We start from the raw sequence: 18,364 nt of genomic DNA on the forward strand, positions 1-18,364 counted from the left end.
CTCTTCAGAGTCCGACGCGGCGCGTGGGATTTCGCTGGGCAGTGGCGATGTAATCGAATTCCGCATGTTCGGACAGCCCGACATGACGACTACGGGCTACATATCACCCGACGGCGATCTGTCGTTGCCCTTGATCGATCAGGTTCATGTCGGCGGCCTGACGCCCAACCAGGCGCAAAAGACGATCGCCGAAGCGTATCGCCGCGGCGGTTATTTCGCGAACCCCCAGGTCAGCATCACCATCACCGAATATCGCAGCCGTCAGATTTCCGTGCTGGGCGAAGTCAGGCGTCCAGGGCGGTATCCGATGAAAAGCCGGACCGATCTGCTGGATGCCATTGCCGGAGCCGAGGGTATGACACCCCAGGCCTCGCGGGACGTGATCGTCATCCGGCGTGCCGACGGTGACACTGGCACCCAGCGTTACACGCTGAACATCGACGACCTGGTATCCGGCCGCGCCAGCACGGATGATTTCACGCTTGCCGGTGGTGATACCGTTTTCGTTCCGGAAGCGCCGTTGTTCTATATCTATGGCGAGGTCCAGCGGCCGGACGCCTACGCGCTTCGTCCCGGCATGACCCTGATCCAGGCGATTTCGACCGGCGGAGGCCTGACCGAACGGGGCTCGAATTCTCGTATTGTCATTCATCGGGATATCGACGGCCAGCCGCGAACGATCGACCCACAGCCCGATACCGTGGTCGAGCCGCGCGACACGATCTTCGTCAAGGAGCGCATCTTTTGAATCGTCGTTCCGATCGCGTCCCCCTGCCCTTGATCCCCACGGCCCGGCTGCCGGCCACGCTCGGCCAGATTTGGCGTGCGCTGCGCGCGCGCTGGCGTGTGGTCGCCGCCGTCACTGGGTGCTTCGTCGTGCTGGCGACCGTGGCGATTCTACTGCTGCCGGATACCTATACGGCCCGCGTCGCGCTCATCATCGATTTCCCGGGCGACGATCCGGTCACCGGCCAGCTTTACCCGTCGAACCTGGCTGAAAGCTATAAGGCGACGCAGGTCGATCTGCTCACCAGCTATAAGGTACGTCTGGCCACTGTCAAGGCACTCGGTCTCGACCAGGATAGCGATGCCAAAGCGCGTTTCGCCGAGCAGGCCGGCTCCGGTGCCACACTCGACGAGTGGCTGGCACAGCAGATCGGCCGCCATACCAGCGTCGAGGCTGGCGCCACCAGCCAACTGCTTGCCTTGGGCTATACCGACAAGAACGCCGAACGCAGCGCAACGATCGCCAATGCGCTGGTACGGCAGTATATCGACGCGGCCACCGATATGGCGCTGGAACCGGCGCAGGCCCGCCAGGCCCGTTACAGCGCTTTTCTCGATCAGCTCAGCCAGCGCGTAGACAAAGCGCAGGACCAGCTGACACGCATGCGCCAGTCTCTCGACGTGATCGCCGGTGGTGCCAACAACGAGATCGACACACAGCGGCTGGAAGACCTCGGGCTGAAGCTCAATCAGGCAGAAGCCGAACAGCAGGCGGCGCGTGCCAAGGTGGATCAGGTGCAAGCGCTCAAGTCGCAGGCTCAACCGTTGACTGCACAGGCCGATATTCTCAGTAGTGCCTACGTCCAGGAGCTCAAGGGCCGGTTGCTGGCCATGCAATCCGACTATGCCCAGCAGCGTCACGCACTCGGGCCCAATCATCCCCGTATTCAGTCCCTGGAAGCGGAGATGGCGACCGTACGCAGCCGGCTGCGGGACGAGATCGATGCCTATGTCGAGTCAAACCGGAGTCAGGCCGAGATGGCCACAAAACGCGAAGCGGCGCTGCGATCGACCTTCGAACGCGAACGCGCGGCGGTGATCGATCAGCAGGACAAGCGCGATCGGGTCGCAAAATACGAACGTGACCTGGCCGGCGCACGGCAGGTCTACGAAGGCGCTCTCCGGGAATACGATCAGGTCCTCGGCGGCAGCGAAATGCAGCGACAGAATATTTCCGTGGTCAGCTGGGCAAACCCGCCCCGTCACCCCACCGGCCTGGGCGCAAAAGCAAAACTGATCGTGGCGTTGCTGTTCGGTTTGATGGCCGGCACGCTGGCCGCCTTGCTCATGGAGTTGTTTGACCGTCGCGTGCGCGGCGACGAAGACGTCACCCGTGAGCTAGATCTGCCGCTGCTGGGCATCCTCCCGCCCTCAGCGAGCGGCGTCAGCCGTCGCCACGCGGAGTCCTGAACATGGCCGACAGCGGTATCTTCAACGGACAGGAGATCGTCCGAGTCGGCCATATCGATCCAAGTGTGGCCGTGATACGCGATCCGGCGGGATCCTTTGCAGAGCATCTGCGCACTATCGGGATGCGACTGCTCGTCGGCCCCGGAGCCGAGGCGGCCCGTGCACTGGCCGTGGTCAGCCCGAGCCACGGCGATGGCCGAAGCACCCTGGCGGCAAACCTGGCCGTGGTCTTTGCGCAAGCGGGGCGTCGTACCGTGCTCATCGATGCCGACCTGCGCCGGCCGTTCCAGCATCGGCTGTTCGGATGCGATCCGAAGCCGGGGTTCGCCGGGTTCGACGATCGCATCGACGAGCGTCCGCTTGCCCGCCCCGTGGACGACGTACCGGGGCTGTACCTCATCACGGCGGGCCGTTCGACTGACGCCGAGTTCGACCCCGCGGCGCTCGCCCCGGCGCGTTTTGCCCGGCTGTTGTCGCTGCTGACCGGGCAGGTCGACCAGGTGGTGATCGACACCCCGCCGGGTCTGCATTATGCCGATGGCCCGGGGGTCGCAGCTCAGACCGGCGCGGCGCTCATGGTCGTCCGATGCGGTCATACCGGCATCGCCCGTGCCCGTCGGCTGGCCGATGAAGTCCAGGCCATGGGTGCCACGGTGCTCGGGACGGTGCTCAACCATGGGTGACAGGCTCGACTCGCCGGTGGCTGAGCTTGACGATATCGCCCACCGGAACCGGATCTGCCGACGCCCATGAACATGCACCCGGCAGAAGGCCACGACCGGCGCTTCGCCGCAACGCTCGCCATCCTGTTGCTGTTGGCGCTTTTTTTCGCCGTCCTGCCGGAGGGACTGAGCTGGCAAACCGGGGAGGAAGTCGCGGCACGGGAAGGCTCCGCGCTGCGGCGATTGCAATGGTTGCCACTATTCGCCGCCTCCGCGCTGCTGATCTGGGCCCGTCGTGAAGTGGCGTATGCGTTGTTGCGTTTCGTCAATCCCTTTCTGCTGGGCTTCATTGCCTGGGCACTGCTGAGCATGACGTGGTCGGGCTATCCCGGCGTCACGCTGCGCAAGGGCGTTCTGCTGGTCGGCAGCGTTTCGATCGCTGCGTCGTTTCAGGTTGCCGCTTGGGATGCGAACCGGCTGCGTCGTCTGTTGAGACTCGGAATAACAACACTCCTGATCGCCTCGCTGGTCGCCGTGTTCGTTGCGCCATCGATCGCGCGCGTGTCGGCGTATAACGATGCCTGGGTGGGCGTCACCCAAAGCAAGAATCATCTCGGTCTGCTCGCGGGTTTCGGCAGCCTTTTGTGGCTCCACGCGCTCGCGGTCGGCGACGGGCCACCGCTGCGTGCGCTCGTCGCCACGGCCTTCTGTCTCGGCATGCTGCTGATGTCGCAGTCGGCGACTTCGCTCGGCTGCACGCTCGCGCTCGTTCCGGCCACGTGGCTTATGCTGCGTCCGCCGATCGCGCTCGGCCACAGCCTGTTCGCTGCGCTGCTCGCGCTGCTACTGGTTGGAGCATGCAGCGCGTTCATTGTGCTGATTCTTTTCGGTGTGCCGACTTGGCAGGATTTCGTCCGCCCGGTCGCTGATCTGCTGGGCCGCGACATTACGCTCACCGGGCGCTTGCAGATATGGACGCTGACGGTCGCCGAGATCGTCAAGCATCCCTGGCTGGGCACCGGCTACGGCGCGTTCTGGCTCGGCGCGGGCGGGCCGGCCCCGTGGCTGACGCAGAACCTGTACGGCATCCTGTGGCAGGCGCATGATGGCTATCTGGATGTGCTCAACGAGACCGGTCTGATCGGTATGGCCCTGGTACTCGGGTTCATTGGCGTTCATCTGCGCCAGATCGGCCTGCTGGCATCCCACGATCGTGGTAACGCTGTTCTGCACGCAGTGTTTTTGGCGTTTTTCCTGCTGAGCAATATCGCCGAATCGAGCCTGTTCCGTCCCATCCATTTCATGTTCTTCCTGTCGATCGTGATGTCGCTGAGTCTCAGCCGCGCGGTCGCCGATCTCGCCGTGTCGCGGCCGCAATGGTCCACGGCCGGCGCCGAACGAGGCGTCCATCGATGACACGCCGGATCTGTCGAAGTGTTCTAGCCCTGCTCGGCGTGCTCGCGATGACGGCGCACGCCGCTCCTGCGGCGGCGGTGCTACGCGCCGAAACGGTCCTGCCGGTGCGCCCGGTCAGCGCAGCCAACGCCAGCGTCTTCGCCACACCGCTGGCCTATCGGGACGACGTGATCTATACCGTCAACGTCGAAACCGGCACTGCCCCGGTGCCGCTGCACGGGCTCGGCCTGCGAACGGTCATCCGGCGTGGTGAGCGGGACGCGACCGGACGGTGGCGCTGGCGCAGCCATGTGCTGGATACGACCACCCCGAACGATCCCTACCACACCCAGGCCTCGGTCGGGCTCGACGAGCGGGGATACGTACATGTCGCCTATGGAATGCACTACGTCCCATGGCAATACGCAGTCTCGACCGAGCCCGGCATGATCGAATCGTTCATCTTCCGCGGCCAGCGCATGACGCGCGACCAGCGATATGCCTCCCAGCACCGTGACGTGGAATTTCCCGGCCCCGGCACGGCCGCCATTCCGGGCATGCAGGTCACCTATCCGGCGTTCTTCAACGACCGCCACGGCGCACTCTACGTCACCTATCGCTACGCCCTGTTTCCCGCGCGCACCTGGCAGGAACGGGTATTCGCCGGCGCGATCGCCCGCTACGACGTCGATACGCGGCAATGGCGCCAGCTCGGCGGCGCGGTGCGTATCGATCGCGACGACGCGGCGCTGCCGCCCGGCCAGAACGAGACATTCACTCGACCGTTCGCGGGTGAACCGGGATGGTGGGCCTATCAGATTCGGCTGGCGTTCGACCCTAACAATGGCATGCACGCATCGTGGCTGTGGCGTATCGGCAACTCGGGGCCGGACAACACTCGGCCCAGTTATGCCTACGCCCCGGCCGGCAGCGAGCGGTTCTTTCGCAGCGACGGCAGCGCCTACACGCTTCCCATACGCCTGAACGACGCCGAGAGAATCGCCCCGGACACCCTGCCCGCCCTGTCGCCGCGCGGCTTCTACAATCCGGCCCGCATGACCGTGACAGCAGGCGGCGTGCCCGTGGTGACGGTGCAAGCGCTGAACGGCCGCCGCTACGCGATCCGCCGCACCGCCGACGGCTGGGCCGAGCCCGAGCGCGTGCCCCGCGACGGCTGGCAGATCCGTTTCGACGACGAGGGCCACGAATGGGCGTTCGCCAGCGGCCTGACTGTGCTGCGGCGGAATGTCGATCTCGACGGCGTGCCGGCCTCGGACTGGCAGACCGTGTTCGACGGCCGCAAGACCCCCGCGACCCGTTTGTGCAATCCGCGTGTTGTCGAAGCGGCGGATGAGCGCGCCTTTTATGTCCATGCCAATCAGCTGGACGCCGGTGGCCGCTGTCGCGACGACCGGATCGCGATCCTGGCATTGCACCGTAGCGATAGCGAATGAGCCGGGGGTTCGACGCAGAGGCGCACACCCTCATGCTGCGGCTGTGCCGCGGCATGAGCGCTCATCTGGAGCCGGTCGAGGACGATGCCCTGGCCCTGCACTGCCCCGCCTGCGACGTGCACCACATACGCTCGATCGAAGCGGTGGTCGCATTCGCCGCGGCGTACCGGGCCACCGGTGACCGCCACTGGGCCAACGCTGCCCGCGGGCTGGGGCGTTGGGCGATCGCGCGCCAGAACGTCGATGGCGCCTGGATCGAATCCGAAGCCAATCCGTGGCGAGGGATCTCCATCTTCGTGCTGCTCGCTCTGGCCACCGCCTATCGTCTGCTGCAGACCGCAGAGGAGCCGATACTTAACAACGACGAGGCACCGCGCTGGCGTGACGCCATCAAACGGGGCGTGTCATGGGCCGAGACCATACGCCCGACCGGTCATATCGGCCAGGCCGCCGCGGCCCTGTGCCGGCGTATTCGCTGGCCCGGTGCGGCGCGCAACGGCCAGTTCTGGAACACCAACTATCTCGCGACGCTGGCCCTGATGTTTCATGAATGTGGGCGCGCGCTGGGCCGCGATTTCGATGACCGGTCTCGGCGTTATCTCGAATTCACCCTGTCGCGTATCGGCGTCGACGGGCTGATCGTTGGTGAGGTCAACGAGCCTGCGCCAGGCTGGGCCAAACCGTTTCGCCGAGTCGACGCGATCGACCCGGGCTACAACCTCGATATGACGCTCGGGGTGCTCGCCCTGTATGCCCATCATCGCGGGGACGATGGACTGCTCGAACGCGTGGCGACCAGCGCGGCCGCTCACCTGCCGCTGCTTTATGCCGATGGCAGTGTCGACAACGGCATGGGTGCGCGCGGTTACAAGGCCGCCTGCTGGGGCAGTCAGACCGCCCACGGCCTGCAGATGCTCGCCGCCGGACTCGCCTCGGTCGACGCGCGTTTTCTACGTGCGGGTCAGCGCAACATGACGCTGTTGCAGCGCTGTCTGCACGATGATCTGCTCCAGCGCGCGCCATGTGGCGGCGACGGGCCGCCCCCCTGCCTTTATGCGAGCTTCGCGCGGGCGGCCAATCTCGCGCTGGCACTCGCAGTCAGCAGCCCGCGGGCGTCCGCCGCGGATACGCCGTTGCCATGCGAAACGACCGCGCCGAGTCGGTGGCAACTCGCCTCGCTCGACACCACGGTGATGCGCGGCGGCGCCTGGATGATGACGCTCAGCGGCCAGTCGCGCGATTCGTCGCGCCTGCCCTATCGTTTCATCACCCCCGCCACCGGGGCGACGCTAACCCGACTGCACCACGACCGTTTCGGCCCGGTACAGGCGGCGGGCTTCGCCGTCTATCAGCGGGTGGAAGCCGAGCACATGCCAGCGCAGGCTCAGGCCAGCGCAGCCGGCCTCGTCAATGCAAGTGGCGACTTGCGATCGATACACGACAGGCGTGTGCTCATCGAGCCGCTCGGACCCAGCGCTGTGCACGCACGGGGGCGTCTGCGCACACGGCGTATCTGGCAGCGCGGTGCGGCCTACGAGATGGACTATGCGATCGAACACGACCGAGTGGTCAAGCGGCTGCAACTCATGCCGAATCGTTGCGACCATGTATTGATCGAACCGCTTGTGGCGATGCCCGACGCACGATTCGCGCAGCCCGATGCACATCACGTGATCGTCGAACGTGCCGGCCTTCGACTGCAGATCACGCTGCATATCGACGCGGGCACCTGCCGGATGCAGCTCGCGGAACCGATCCAGCCCTATTCGCCGCCACTGCCGATCCGGCCGCTGCACCTGGCCTTGGGCGCCCACGGCCGACAGGCGCTGACCCTGATATTCACCGTTACCGACTGCTGATCGATGCGTATTCTCGTCCACGCCCCCATGCACTACGAGTACAGCACCGAGCTGGCCAGCGCGCTGGCCGCCCGCTCGGACGTGTCAGCGGTGTTGCTCGTGGTCTGCGCCGATTTCCCCTACGAGCAACAATGCGACTGCGCTATCGAGCGTCTGTACCCGGACCAGTCGCGCGTGCCGGGCAAGATGGCGAAGCTGCGCGCCCATTTCGGCGCGCTTGCACGCCTGATCGCCCTGCTGCGTCGATGGCGACCCGATATCCTGCACATCCAGGCGCTTCGCCACACCGATATCGACTGGCCGCTGCTGCTCGCCGCACGCCTGCTGTCGGTACCGATCGTCTGGACCGCGCACAACGCGCTGCCGCACGAGCGGCGCGCCCATCATCGCCTGCTCTACCGCACCATCTACGGCGGATCAGACCGGTTGATCGTGCATACCCGGCATACACAGGCCGAACTCGAGCGCTTTGGCGTGCCGGGCGAACGCATGGCACGCGTGCCGCACGGCAATCTGCGTCGCATGGTCGGCCGGCAGTGGCCGAAAGCGCAGGCCCGATGTGATCTCGGGCTCGAGACGGGTGACCAGACACTGGTACTGCTGTTTTTCGGCCGTGTCCGGCCCTACAAAGGCCTCGACCTGCTGCTGGCGGCCATGGCGCGGCTCGAGCAGCGCGACATCGTGCTGCTGGTCGCCGGCGAGGACCTGTTCGACGAATGGAGCACGGTCGTGGCACCGGCCAACGTGCGCATGGATCTTCGACGGATCGACAACGACAGCGCAGACCGCTACTTCAGTGCCGCCGATCTGGTGGTTCTGCCCTATCGGCGCATCGATCAGAGCGGCGTGCTGATGCTGGCCATGTCGCACGGCGTACCCGTCATGGCGACCGCGGTGGGCGGACTGGCGGAGGTGATCGAACACGGTCGCACCGGCTTTCTGCTGCCGCCCGAGGACATCGAAGCACTGACTTCGGCAATCGGCCGGATCGACGACGATCGGGATGGCCTGGCTCGGGTGCGACAAGCGACCCGGGATGCGGTCGATAACGAATACGGATGGGCGACGATCGCCGCTCAGACAATGGCGGTGTACGGCGCGGTGGCACGAAAACGCTGAGCGTTGGCGCACGCTTGGCTCAACGTCATAATTTCTGCGGGGCGGCGGTCCGGAGTCACGATTGCGAAGGCCGTCGATGAGACACGGGGGGAGATATATCGCATGTGCGGTTTCACAGGATGGGTCTCGACCGGCGCTACCGGCGCGCGGCGCGCCGAGTTATGCGCGATGCAGGCCACCCTCGCGCATCGGGGGCCGGACCAGTCGGGCGAGCATCTGTTCGAGACCGCCGACGGTGGCGAGGTCGCGCTCGCTCATTGCCGCCTATCGATCATCGACCTGGACGGCGGTCGCCAGCCGATGTTCGATGCCGATTACGTCCTGGTCTACAACGGCGAAATCTACAACTACCAGGCGTTGCGCAAAGAACTGGTGGCCGGCGGATGCCGCTTCGACGATGCCTCGGATACCGCAGTCGTGCTTCAAGCCTACAAGCAGTGGGGCATCGATTGCCTGTCGCGGTTTCGCGGCATGTTCGCCTTCGCGCTCTGGGATGCAGCCGCCGGCCGGATGATCTTTGCCCGCGATCCGTTCGGAAAAAAGCCGCTGTTCTTCCACCGACAGGGTTCGCGCCTGGTGTTCGGCTCCGAAATCAAGGCCGTGCTGGCATTTCCGGGCGTGCGGCGATGCGCCGACCCGACGGTCCTAAGCGACTATTTCCTCTATCGCTATGTGCCACAGCCGCACACCTTGTTCGACGGCATCGAGAAACTGCCGGCCGGCAGCTATGCAATCTGGGAACGCGGCGAGCTCACCACGCATCGCTACTTCACCCCGCCGGACGCGCAGCCGCGCGCCACGGCCCCAGCAGATCGCCGAATGCCGGTCGACGGCTTTCTCGACCGGCTGACCGATGCGGTCGCCATACGCATGATAAGCGACGTGCCCTACGGCGCATTCCTGTCGGGCGGACTGGATTCGTCCGCGATCGTGGCGCTGATGGCGCGCCAGTCCACCCAGCCGATTCGCACGTTCTCGGTCGGCTTCGCCGAGGCTGACTACAGCGAGCTCGACCATGCCCGCACCGTGGCCGAACACATTGGCGCAGATCATCATGAACTGCGGCTGTCGCCTGACGATCTCATGGACCACCTGCCCGCGCTCACGCGTTTCCGCGATGCGCCTGTGGCCGAAACCGCCGATATTCCGATCTACCTGCTGTCGCTGGAAGCCGGGCGCCACGTCAAGATGGTGCTCACCGGCGAAGGCAGCGACGAACTGCTTGCCGGGTATCCCAAGCATGCCTTCGAGCGTTATGCGCCGGCCTACGGCGCGCTACCGGATCCGGTACGTCACAAACTGATCGAACCGACGATCGCATCGCTGCCCTACCGTTACCGGCGTATCAAGACCGTCGCGGCCACGCTGGGGCTGGCCGACCCCGACGAACGGCTGCCGCGCTGGTTCGGCGCGCTGGCCCGCGCCGAGCGCGAGCGCCTGCTCGCGCCGCAATCGGTCGACCGTGCCCCGGTTGACGCGCGCTGGGCGCGCGTTGCCGGTAACAGTGCGCTGCGCCATGCGCTGTACTTCGACCAGGCCAGCTGGCTGCCCGACAACCTGCTCGAGCGCGGCGATCGCATGACCATGGCGGCCTCGATCGAGGCGCGCATGCCGTTTCTCGACGAAGAACTGGCCGCGTACGTATCGGGCCTGCCGGATCGATGGCGACTGCGTCGGCATACCGGCAAGTACCTGCTACGCGAGGCTATGCGCCGATTGCTACCGGCCGCGATCATCGACCGACCCAAAGTCGGCTTTCGCGTACCGGTCAATGAATGGTTCCGCGGGCCGATGCAGGATTATCTACGCGAGCATTTGATCGCAGACGCCACCCGTACCCGTGACTACTACCGGCCGGGCGCGGTCGCGCGGGTGCTCGACGAACACGCGGCCGGCCGTCAAAACCACGAAAAGCTCATCTGGACGATGCTCAACCTCGAACTCTGGCATCGCCACTGTCTGGAAATGCGCCCATGAGTCACACCACCGGCGTGCTGATCATCGTCGAGAATCTGCCGCTGCCGTTTGACCGGCGTGTCTGGCAGGAAGCCTGTGCCCTGCGCGACGCCGGCTATCGCGTCTCGATCGTGTGCCCACGCGCGCCGGGCTACGACGAGCCACGCGTGGACATCGACGAGATCGCAATCTATCGTCATCCGCTGCCCGTGGAGGCCGATTCGGCGGCCGGCTACGCGCTGGAATACGGCGCCGCGCTGTTCTGGCAGCTCGTACTGTCGCTGCGGATTGCCTGCACGCGCGGCTTTCGGGTCATCCACGCCTGCAACCCGCCGGATACCATCTTCATCGTCGCGGCTTTCTGGCGATTGATGGGCAAGCGGTTCCTGTTCGACCATCACGACCTCTGCCCCGAGCTCTACGAGGCTAAATTCGGTCGGCGCGATCGTTTCTATCGACTGATGCGCACGCTCGAGCGCTGGACGTTCCGTATGGCGCGGGTGTCGCTGGCCACCAACGACTCCTTTCGGCGTATCGCGATCGAACGCGGCGGCATGGCACCGGAAGACGTGTTCGTGGTGCGTAGCGGCCCGAATCTCGATCGTATCCGGGCCATGCCCGCCGATAAAGCACTGCGCCGCGGCCGTCGGCACCTCGTGGGCTATGTCGGGGTGATGGGACGCCAGGAGGGTCTGGACACCCTGCTCGAAATCATCGCCGACATCGTGCACCGGCGTGGGCGCGACGACATCCAGTTCTGCCTCGTCGGGTTCGGCACCGAACTCGAGACACTGCGCCGGCAGGCAATCGATCTCGATATCGCAGCGCATGTGGATTTTCCCGGCCGGCTGGAGGGCGAGGCGCTGATGACGGTGCTCAGCACTGCCGACGTATGCGTCAGTCCCGACCCGCTCAATGCCATGAACGACCACTCGACCATGAACAAGATCATGGAGTACATGGCCCTGGGCAAGCCGAGCGTGCAATTCGATCTTACCGAAGGCCGATTTTCGGCCCGAGAGGCGTCCCTGTATGCGCGACCGGGCGATACCGCCGACTTCGCCGACAAGCTCTTGCAACTCATCGACGACCCCGACCTGCGGCACGCCATGGGGGCCTACGGCCAACAGCGCGTGCGCGACACGCTCGCCTGGCGCTTTGAGGTGCCCAAGCTGCTGGCGGCCTACGAACGGGTGCTCGAATGACGACAACCCCACCACCGAACATCGAGCCACCCCGGACCGAGGCGAGCCATTCGTTGCAGACAGCCCCCATTCTGGTGATCTCGCCGGTGCGCGACGAGGCGCGCTATCTGGAAGCCACCATCAAATCCATGTGTGGGCAGACCATACGCCCGGCAGAATGGGTGCTCGTCGACGATGGTTCCACCGATGGCACCGGCGAGATCATCGATCGCCATGCCGCTCGCGAGCCCTTCATGCGCCGCGTCGCCAAGCCCGACCGCGGCTTCCGGCAGGTCGGCAGCGGCGTGATCGAGGCGTTCCGGTATGGCCTGTCGCAGGCGCGGCGCACGGACTATCGCTATATCGTCAAGCTCGACGGCGATATCACCTTCGGCCCGCGTTATATCGAGCGCATGCTCGCGGCATTCGAGGCCGATCCGGCACTGGCTGCCGTATCGGGGCGCGTGTTCCGGCCTGAAGGCGAACGCCGCGTCGAGGAACGCCTTGCCCCGGACATGGTGACCGGGCAGTTCAAGTTCTACCGGCGCCGTGCCTTCGAGGCGATCGGCGGCTTCGAGCAGACACTGCAGTGGGACGGTATCGATATCCATCGCTGTCGCATGAACGGCTGGCGTACCGCCAATATCGACGATCCAGACGCCGTGATCATGCATCACCGGCTGATGGGCTCCTCCCAGCGCAGTATCGTCGACGGCCGGTTGCGCTGGGGGCGTGGCATCCACTACATCGGCTATCACCCGTTGTATGCGCTGGCATCGGGCGTATTCCGCATGCGTGAAAAGCCCTATGTCATCGGAGGTCTGCTGATCGTGGCCGGCTACGGTTGGTCGGCGTTGCGCCGTCGCCCCCGTTATCCCGACACGGCATTCCGGCACAGCCTCAGGCGCTGGCAGCTGGCACGGCTCGGCGCGATGCTGCGCCGGGGCAACCGATGATTGCGCCCGGCCGCAACGGCAGCATATTCGCACCGGTACTTCACGGTGCGGTATTCGCTTCGGTCGGGGTGGGCAATCTGTACCTGCTTGCGCGTTTGTTCGGTCAGGTCTTCGATGACAGCTATCAACTGCTGGCCTTCGCCGTTTTCGTGGTGCTGTTCACCTTTTTCGGGCGCTACAGCATGGTATGGCAGTGGAAGGTCGGGCGCAGCGGCTCGATCGGCACTCGAGTGCTGGTAAGCTGGCTGGTGCTGGCCGCAAGCCTCGTGTTCATCGGCTTTCTCACGCGCCAGACGCAGGATCTTCAGCGGCGCGTGATCCTCCTCTGGTTGGTCAGCACGCCGCTGTGGTTCATGGTGGCCCATCTGGGTGTACGGCGCCTGTTCCTGACCTTTTTCCCGAGCAGTCTCCGTTCGCGGTCCACGTTGATCGTGTTTCTCAATCCGGCTTCGCATCGCTTGGCGCAGATGTTTGCGAACCTGGACACGCCACAGTTCCGCCTGGTCGGTTTCATAGAGGACCGCAACGGCGAACGCGCCATGCCGCCGCCGTCAGGCATGGAAATCGTCAGCGATACACAGAATCTGGCGAACTACGTCAATCAGCATCGTATCGAGGTCGTGTTCGTGGTGCTCCCGCTGGAGGGCGCCAGTCGAGCGATGCGGGTCGTCGAGCAGCTGGGCAATACCACTGCCTCGGTGTATTACGTGCCCGACTCCAATCTGTTTCAACTGGACTACATGCGCTTTTCGGAGGTCGGCGGTATTCCGGTCTTCACACTCACCGAAACCCCGTTCTTCGGCGCAGACGGGCTGCTCAAACGCCTGATGGATATCGCATTTTCATCTGCGATCCTGATCACGATCGCGCCTTTTTGCCTGCTGGTCGCTCTAGCGGTGCGAATCAAGATGGGTTCGCCGATCATATTCACGCAGAAGCGTTACGGTCTCGACGGCCGCGAGATCAACGTTCACAAGTTCCGGACCATGACCGTGGCCGAGGACGGCGATGTCGTTGTGCAGGCCAGCCGCGATGACAAGCGCATTACCCCACTGGGCGCATTTCTTCGGCGCACCTCGATCGACGAGTGGCCGCAATTCTGGAACGTGCTCAAGGGGGATATGAGCCTGGTCGGCCCTCGACCGCACGCGGTGGCCCATAATGAGCAGTATCGCAGCCTAGTCGACCGTTACATGGTGCGGCACAAGGTCAAGCCCGGCCTGACTGGCCTCGCCCAGGTCAACGGCCTGCGCGGCGAGACCCGCGAGCTCGATGCCATGAAACGACGCGTCGAGCATGACCTCAAGTATATTCGCGACTGGTCGCCGGGCCTGGATCTGTCGATTCTCCTGCGCACGGCCTGGATCGTCTTCCGTGATCGATCCGCGTACTAAGCCGGGCCGGTACTGGCTGGCCGCCGGTCTGCTGGCCGCCTCCCAGACGACTCTGGCCGGCGCGCTCGAAGTGCGGCCATACGTGGAATACGGCACCACCTACAACAACAATCTGCTGACGGTGCCCAATGCTCGCGCGCGCAGCGAAACCATCCGCAAGGCGTCGATCGGCACATTGGTCGACTGGCCGGTTTCGCGTCAGCGCCTGATTGCGTCCGGGCAAGTCAGCCGGTTTCGCTACCGTCGCTACGATCAGCTCGATCACAGCGAATACGAAGGCCGTGCGACCTGGGAGTTCCAGTTCGGCCATGCCGTATACGGCGCGCTGGGCTACCGTCGCGAGCGTTATCTGGACGACTTCGATAATCGCCAGCGCGCGATCACGGACTTCATCGACGTCTCCGAGCCCACGCTCGAAACCTATGTCCAGGTCCATCCCGACTACCGCATCCGAACGCTGGTCAGCCACCTGAGACTCGATCACAGCCTGGCGGAACAATCGCGCTTCGACCGCGAACAGACCCAGGCTCGCGTCGAACTGCAATATCAGGGCGTACCGGACTCGGTTTTCGGATTCGGCGGCGAAACCATCGACGGCCGCTTTCCCGGGCGCGTATCCACCGATCCGCTGTCACCGACGTTTACCCAGAACAGCGTTTTTGCAACCTTCGACTGGGAATACAGCGGCATATCACGCATCCAAGGCCAGCTCGGTTATACCGAGCGCGACGCGGGCACGCGCGATGACCGCGACTTCGGCGGCATGACTGGCCGGCTGGCCTATATCCGCACCCTCTCGGCCAAGACGCATGTGACCCTCGAGCTGTCGCGCTTCATCTACTCGGTGGACGACGTCGACGCGAATTTCGTACGGGATACGGGCGGCCGGCTCGTGCTCGACTGGGACTACAGCCCGAAGCTGGCACTCAACGCAAGCCTTGGCCGTCGCGAACAGGTCTACCAGACACTGGGCGCCGATCTCGCACGTAGCGATACCGTGGACGAACTGGCCGCAGAGATGATCTATCGTCCGCTGCGCCAGTTTTCAGTCACCGCCACCGCAGCCTATACCCAGCGGGATTCGAACGTGGCCAGCGAAAACTACGACGCGGTGTCCGGCGGGCTGTCGTTCCGCTGGTCGCCGAATCCGGAGAACCGATGAACCATCGGCGATACGCCAGCATGCAGGACTGTCATGGTCTGCACCGTCCATCCGCCGAGCGATGCCGCTGATGGGAACACGTGTCGATCCCATGCTCGGCTGGATCTCGCTGTCGTCGCTGGACGCCGTCGGTCGTATCGGGCTCAAGGTGCTGGCCACGGTCCTGTTCGCGCGCTGGCTCACGCCCGACATCTTCGGTCAGTCTTCGCTGACGATCGTGCTGGTCGCGCTGCTCGCGATCATCGTCACCGCGCCTTTCGAGGAGGCGCTGACCCAGCGCAAGGTCGTGGACAGTCGTCATTTCCGTACGGCGCTGACCGTCGTCACGGCGCTGAGCGTGGTCATCTGCGGCGTTGTCTTTACGGTCGGGCTCATCGTCGACCATGTGGCGGGGGAACAGTATCCGGTGGCAGCGACGGTTGCGTGGTTCAGCGTCATCCTGTTCGCCCAGGGCCCCATCTCGATCTACACCGCCCTGGCCCGGCGTCAGCGCGCATTCAAACGCATCGCGATGAGCAATCTCTCGGGTGACACGATCGGTACCGCCGTCGGTCTTGCCCTGGCCTGGTCTGGCGTCGGCGTGTGGAGCCTGCTCGCGGTGCGGTTCGTATCCGCCTTCGTGGTTCTGAGCGCACTGATGGCGGGCAGTCCGGTTAGGTTCGGGTTCGGTCTGTCGCGCGACCGCTTGCGCGATCTGTCGTCGTTTGCCGGCTGGCTGTTCGCGGTACGCTGTACCGATCGCATCTCCGATGCGTTGTTCCAGGGGCTGGTCGCCAGCTTCTTCGGACTCAACGGCGCCGGCTATCTGAACATGGCGTTGCGTATCATCGAGCCCATGCGTGGGGTCACCGGCTCCATGGGGCACAACATCGCGATGTCGTTCTACGTGCGCGCACAGGACGACCCGGCCCGACTACGTGCCAGCGTCGAGCAGACGCTCTCGAGCACCTCGCTGCTGCTGTTGCCGCTGTTCATCGGCCTGGCCGCGAGCGGCCCGACCATCATCACCCTGCTCGCCGGCGCCGCCTGGGCTCCGTCGGGACCGCTGGTCAGCTGCCTGTCGCTGGCCGCCGCGCTCACGGCCTGCACCAATTTCCTGCAGAGCGCGATCGCCGCGCGCGGGCGCGTGGATCTGACCTTTGCCGCCACCGCGCTGGAACTCGGGCTGATGGTGATCGCATTGTGGGGATTGACGCATTGGGGCTTGCTGGCCGTCGGCGCGGCGCGTCTGGTCTCCAACGCCGGCGAGGCGATATTCAACGTCGCAGCGGCCGGCCGGGTGTTCGATCTGCGCGCCCGCCGGATACTCCGGCTTATCGGCCCCGTCGCGCTGTCCGCGGCAGCCATGGGCTGCGTCGTCGCCGCCGTCGGCAGCCGGCTCGCCGGCGCCTTCTCGCCGGGGATGACGCTTGTCGCCCAGATTCTGCTGGGCGTTGCGATGTACACGGTACTGGCGTTGCTGTTTCACCGCGTGGCCCTACGCTCGGTCCATGCGCGTCTGTTCAACCGACGCGCCGCATGAGGTCGAGGACGCGGTCGTGTGACCGACAGACGCTGGCTGCGCATCTGCCAGACGGGGTCGTGGGTTACACGGGCGTGGATCGTGGCGACGCCGACGCCCTGCCCGCCGCCGAGCGCGCGCTGGTCGTCGACGCCGGTGAGCTCCGACGCCGGCAGTTCGCGGCCGGGCGCGTGCTGGCACGGCAAGCGCTGTACCGAATCGGCCACCCCCTGGACGCGCTGGGCCGCCGCGACGACGGCTCGCCCGACTGGCCCGACGGCGTGTGCGGCAGCCTCTCCCACACCGCCGGCCTGGCGCTGGCCGTGGCCGGACCGCGCACACACATCGCGTCGATCGGCGTAGACATCGAGCCACTCACCGACTTCCCGGCGGCGGCCGTCCGGACCGTCTTCACGGCCGCCGAACGTGCGCGGCTTTGCGCCGACGACCAACGGCTGGCGAGCTTCAGCGCCAAGGAATCGGTCTACAAGTGCCTGGCGCCGCTGGGCGCGGTGGATCTGGATTTCCTAGACGTCGAAGTGTGCTGGCAGACCGACCGCTTCGATGTTCGGCCGGCGACACCGGGAGCGATCGATCCGGCGTTGATCACCGCGGTACGCGGCCGGCGTTTCACCCTCGGCGAAGGACGCTATATCGCCACGGTGGCCATTATCGGGCCCGCGTCTGCGCGGTGAATGCGCTGTCCATCCAGTCGCGCAGGCGCGCGATCAGTTCGGCCCGCGCGTCCGAGCGCGAGAAGGTATGGTCGGCTGCGGGTACGAAGTGCTCGCTCAGGGCGGACCCGAACGCGAGATCGGGAAAGGCGTCCGCGAACTGCGAGCCGTAGTTGTAGACATCCTGTACGCCGCCGGAATAGACACAGAACAGCTGCACGTCGCGCGCGAGCAGCTGCGCCAGATCACCGGCCAGCGCATCGCGGTCCGGCATGGCGAAGAAATACAGATCGTCGGCGGCCAGACCCGGGTCGGGCACGTCCGGCTGTCGCTCGCTGTGCAGGTAGCGCTGCCATGCGTTGCGCCAGCGGCGCAGCGACACGAGCCGCTGCAGGTAATAACGAATGCGAAAGCCGGTCGTCGGCAGCGCATACCCGTCGATCATCGCCACACCGGCCACGCGTGAATCACTCAGCGCGTAGCGAAACGCATCGTCTGCGCCGCTACACAGCCCGCAGACCACGACCGATGCGACACCGGCGTGCCGGATCAGCGTATCGGACGCGGTCGCGCATTCGCTGCGCATCTCGATCACCCGGTCCGACGAGACCGGAATCGACGGCTTGCGGCTTTCGCCCAGCCCGCCGAAATCGAAACGCAGCGTGGCATAGCCGGCATCGTTGAGTGCCCGAGCGAGCGCTGTGTAAAGACCGCGCGGGCCCACGCGATGCTCGACGCCGGCGTTGAGGAACAGCACGCCGGGCGAGGTCTGTGTCACGGCCTGCGTCGGCTGGCCGAGGATGCCGACGAGGTTGTCCTCACGGCCGAATTTCAGGGCGGTTTCCATGAGGC

15 protein-coding genes are annotated in these 18,364 nt (G+C 65.3%); 14 read left to right on the forward strand and 1 reads right to left on the reverse strand.

Translation table 11 applies throughout. From position 1 onward, the window contains the following. Positions 1-34 precede the first annotated feature (34 nt). From T31B1_RS08290 to T31B1_RS08355, 14 genes are all read left to right on the forward strand, one after another. The gene (locus T31B1_RS08290; protein WP_353249603.1) at positions 35-748 is read left to right on the forward strand and encodes an SLBB domain-containing protein; all 714 of its coding nucleotides are present in this window, start codon (positions 35-37) and stop codon (positions 746-748) included. Next, the gene (locus T31B1_RS08295) at positions 745-2,196 is read left to right on the forward strand and encodes a capsular biosynthesis protein (protein ID WP_353249015.1); all 1,452 of its coding nucleotides are present in this window, start codon (positions 745-747) and stop codon (positions 2,194-2,196) included. Before T31B1_RS08290 ends, T31B1_RS08295 begins: the two co-directional genes overlap by 4 nt. 2 nt (positions 2,197-2,198) lie before the next feature. Continuing rightward, positions 2,199-2,879 (forward strand): CpsD/CapB family tyrosine-protein kinase, encoded by a 681-nt coding sequence (locus T31B1_RS08300; protein WP_353249016.1) that lies wholly within the window; start codon positions 2,199-2,201, stop codon positions 2,877-2,879. A 66-nt stretch (positions 2,880-2,945) separates the two neighbouring features. Next, a complete protein-coding gene (locus T31B1_RS08305; protein WP_353249017.1) occupies positions 2,946-4,274 on the forward strand; it encodes an O-antigen ligase family protein in 1,329 nt (442 codons plus the stop codon). Next, entirely contained in the window at positions 4,271-5,707 is a 1,437-nt protein-coding gene (locus T31B1_RS08310; protein WP_353249018.1) for a BNR-4 repeat-containing protein, read from the forward strand. The genes T31B1_RS08305 and T31B1_RS08310 overlap by 4 nt, the downstream gene beginning before the upstream one ends. Beyond that, a complete protein-coding gene (locus T31B1_RS08315) occupies positions 5,704-7,566 on the forward strand; it encodes an ulvan lysase-like protein (RefSeq protein ID WP_353249019.1) in 1,863 nt (620 codons plus the stop codon). The genes T31B1_RS08310 and T31B1_RS08315 overlap by 4 nt, the downstream gene beginning before the upstream one ends. A gap of 3 nt (positions 7,567-7,569) precedes the next feature. Further along, complete coding sequence (locus tag T31B1_RS08320) at positions 7,570-8,685, forward strand: glycosyltransferase family 4 protein (protein ID WP_353249020.1); 1,116 nt, start codon at positions 7,570-7,572, stop codon at positions 8,683-8,685. A gap of 102 nt (positions 8,686-8,787) precedes the next feature. Next, positions 8,788-10,662, forward strand: coding sequence for an asparagine synthase (glutamine-hydrolyzing) (asnB, locus tag T31B1_RS08325; protein WP_353249021.1), 1,875 nt, complete (start codon positions 8,788-8,790; stop codon positions 10,660-10,662). Further along, on the forward strand, positions 10,659-11,846 hold the full coding sequence (locus T31B1_RS08330; RefSeq protein WP_353249022.1) for a glycosyltransferase family 4 protein: 1,188 nt from the start codon (positions 10,659-10,661) through the stop codon (positions 11,844-11,846). The genes asnB and T31B1_RS08330 overlap by 4 nt, the downstream gene beginning before the upstream one ends. A gap of 53 nt (positions 11,847-11,899) precedes the next feature. Continuing rightward, positions 11,900-12,781, forward strand: coding sequence for a glycosyltransferase family 2 protein (locus T31B1_RS08335; protein WP_353249023.1), 882 nt, complete (start codon positions 11,900-11,902; stop codon positions 12,779-12,781). Further along, positions 12,778-14,175, forward strand: a complete 1,398-nt coding sequence (locus T31B1_RS08340) for an undecaprenyl-phosphate glucose phosphotransferase (RefSeq protein ID WP_353249024.1) — start codon at positions 12,778-12,780, stop codon at positions 14,173-14,175. The genes T31B1_RS08335 and T31B1_RS08340 overlap by 4 nt, the downstream gene beginning before the upstream one ends. Next, complete coding sequence (locus T31B1_RS08345) at positions 14,156-15,337, forward strand: outer membrane beta-barrel protein (protein WP_353249025.1); 1,182 nt, start codon at positions 14,156-14,158, stop codon at positions 15,335-15,337. The genes T31B1_RS08340 and T31B1_RS08345 overlap by 20 nt, the downstream gene beginning before the upstream one ends. A gap of 70 nt (positions 15,338-15,407) precedes the next feature. Continuing rightward, positions 15,408-16,859 carry an oligosaccharide flippase family protein gene (locus T31B1_RS08350; protein WP_353249026.1) on the forward strand — a complete coding sequence of 484 codons (1,452 nt, stop codon included), beginning with the start codon at positions 15,408-15,410 and terminating at the stop codon, positions 16,857-16,859. Next, positions 16,856-17,533 carry a 4'-phosphopantetheinyl transferase family protein gene (locus T31B1_RS08355; protein WP_353249027.1) on the forward strand — a complete coding sequence of 226 codons (678 nt, stop codon included), beginning with the start codon at positions 16,856-16,858 and terminating at the stop codon, positions 17,531-17,533. Before T31B1_RS08350 ends, T31B1_RS08355 begins: the two co-directional genes overlap by 4 nt. On the opposite strand, the gene T31B1_RS08360 is transcribed toward T31B1_RS08355, so the two are convergent. Next, entirely contained in the window at positions 17,508-18,359 is an 852-nt protein-coding gene (locus tag T31B1_RS08360; protein ID WP_353249028.1) for an alpha/beta hydrolase family protein, read from the reverse strand. The two genes, T31B1_RS08355 and T31B1_RS08360, sit on opposite strands and share 26 nt — an antisense overlap. Between the last annotated feature and the right edge of the window lie 5 nt (positions 18,360-18,364).

The sequence above is a fragment of the Salinisphaera sp. T31B1 genome (assembly GCF_040361275.1).
In the GTDB taxonomy this organism is placed as follows: Bacteria; Pseudomonadota; Gammaproteobacteria; order Nevskiales; family Salinisphaeraceae; genus Salinisphaera.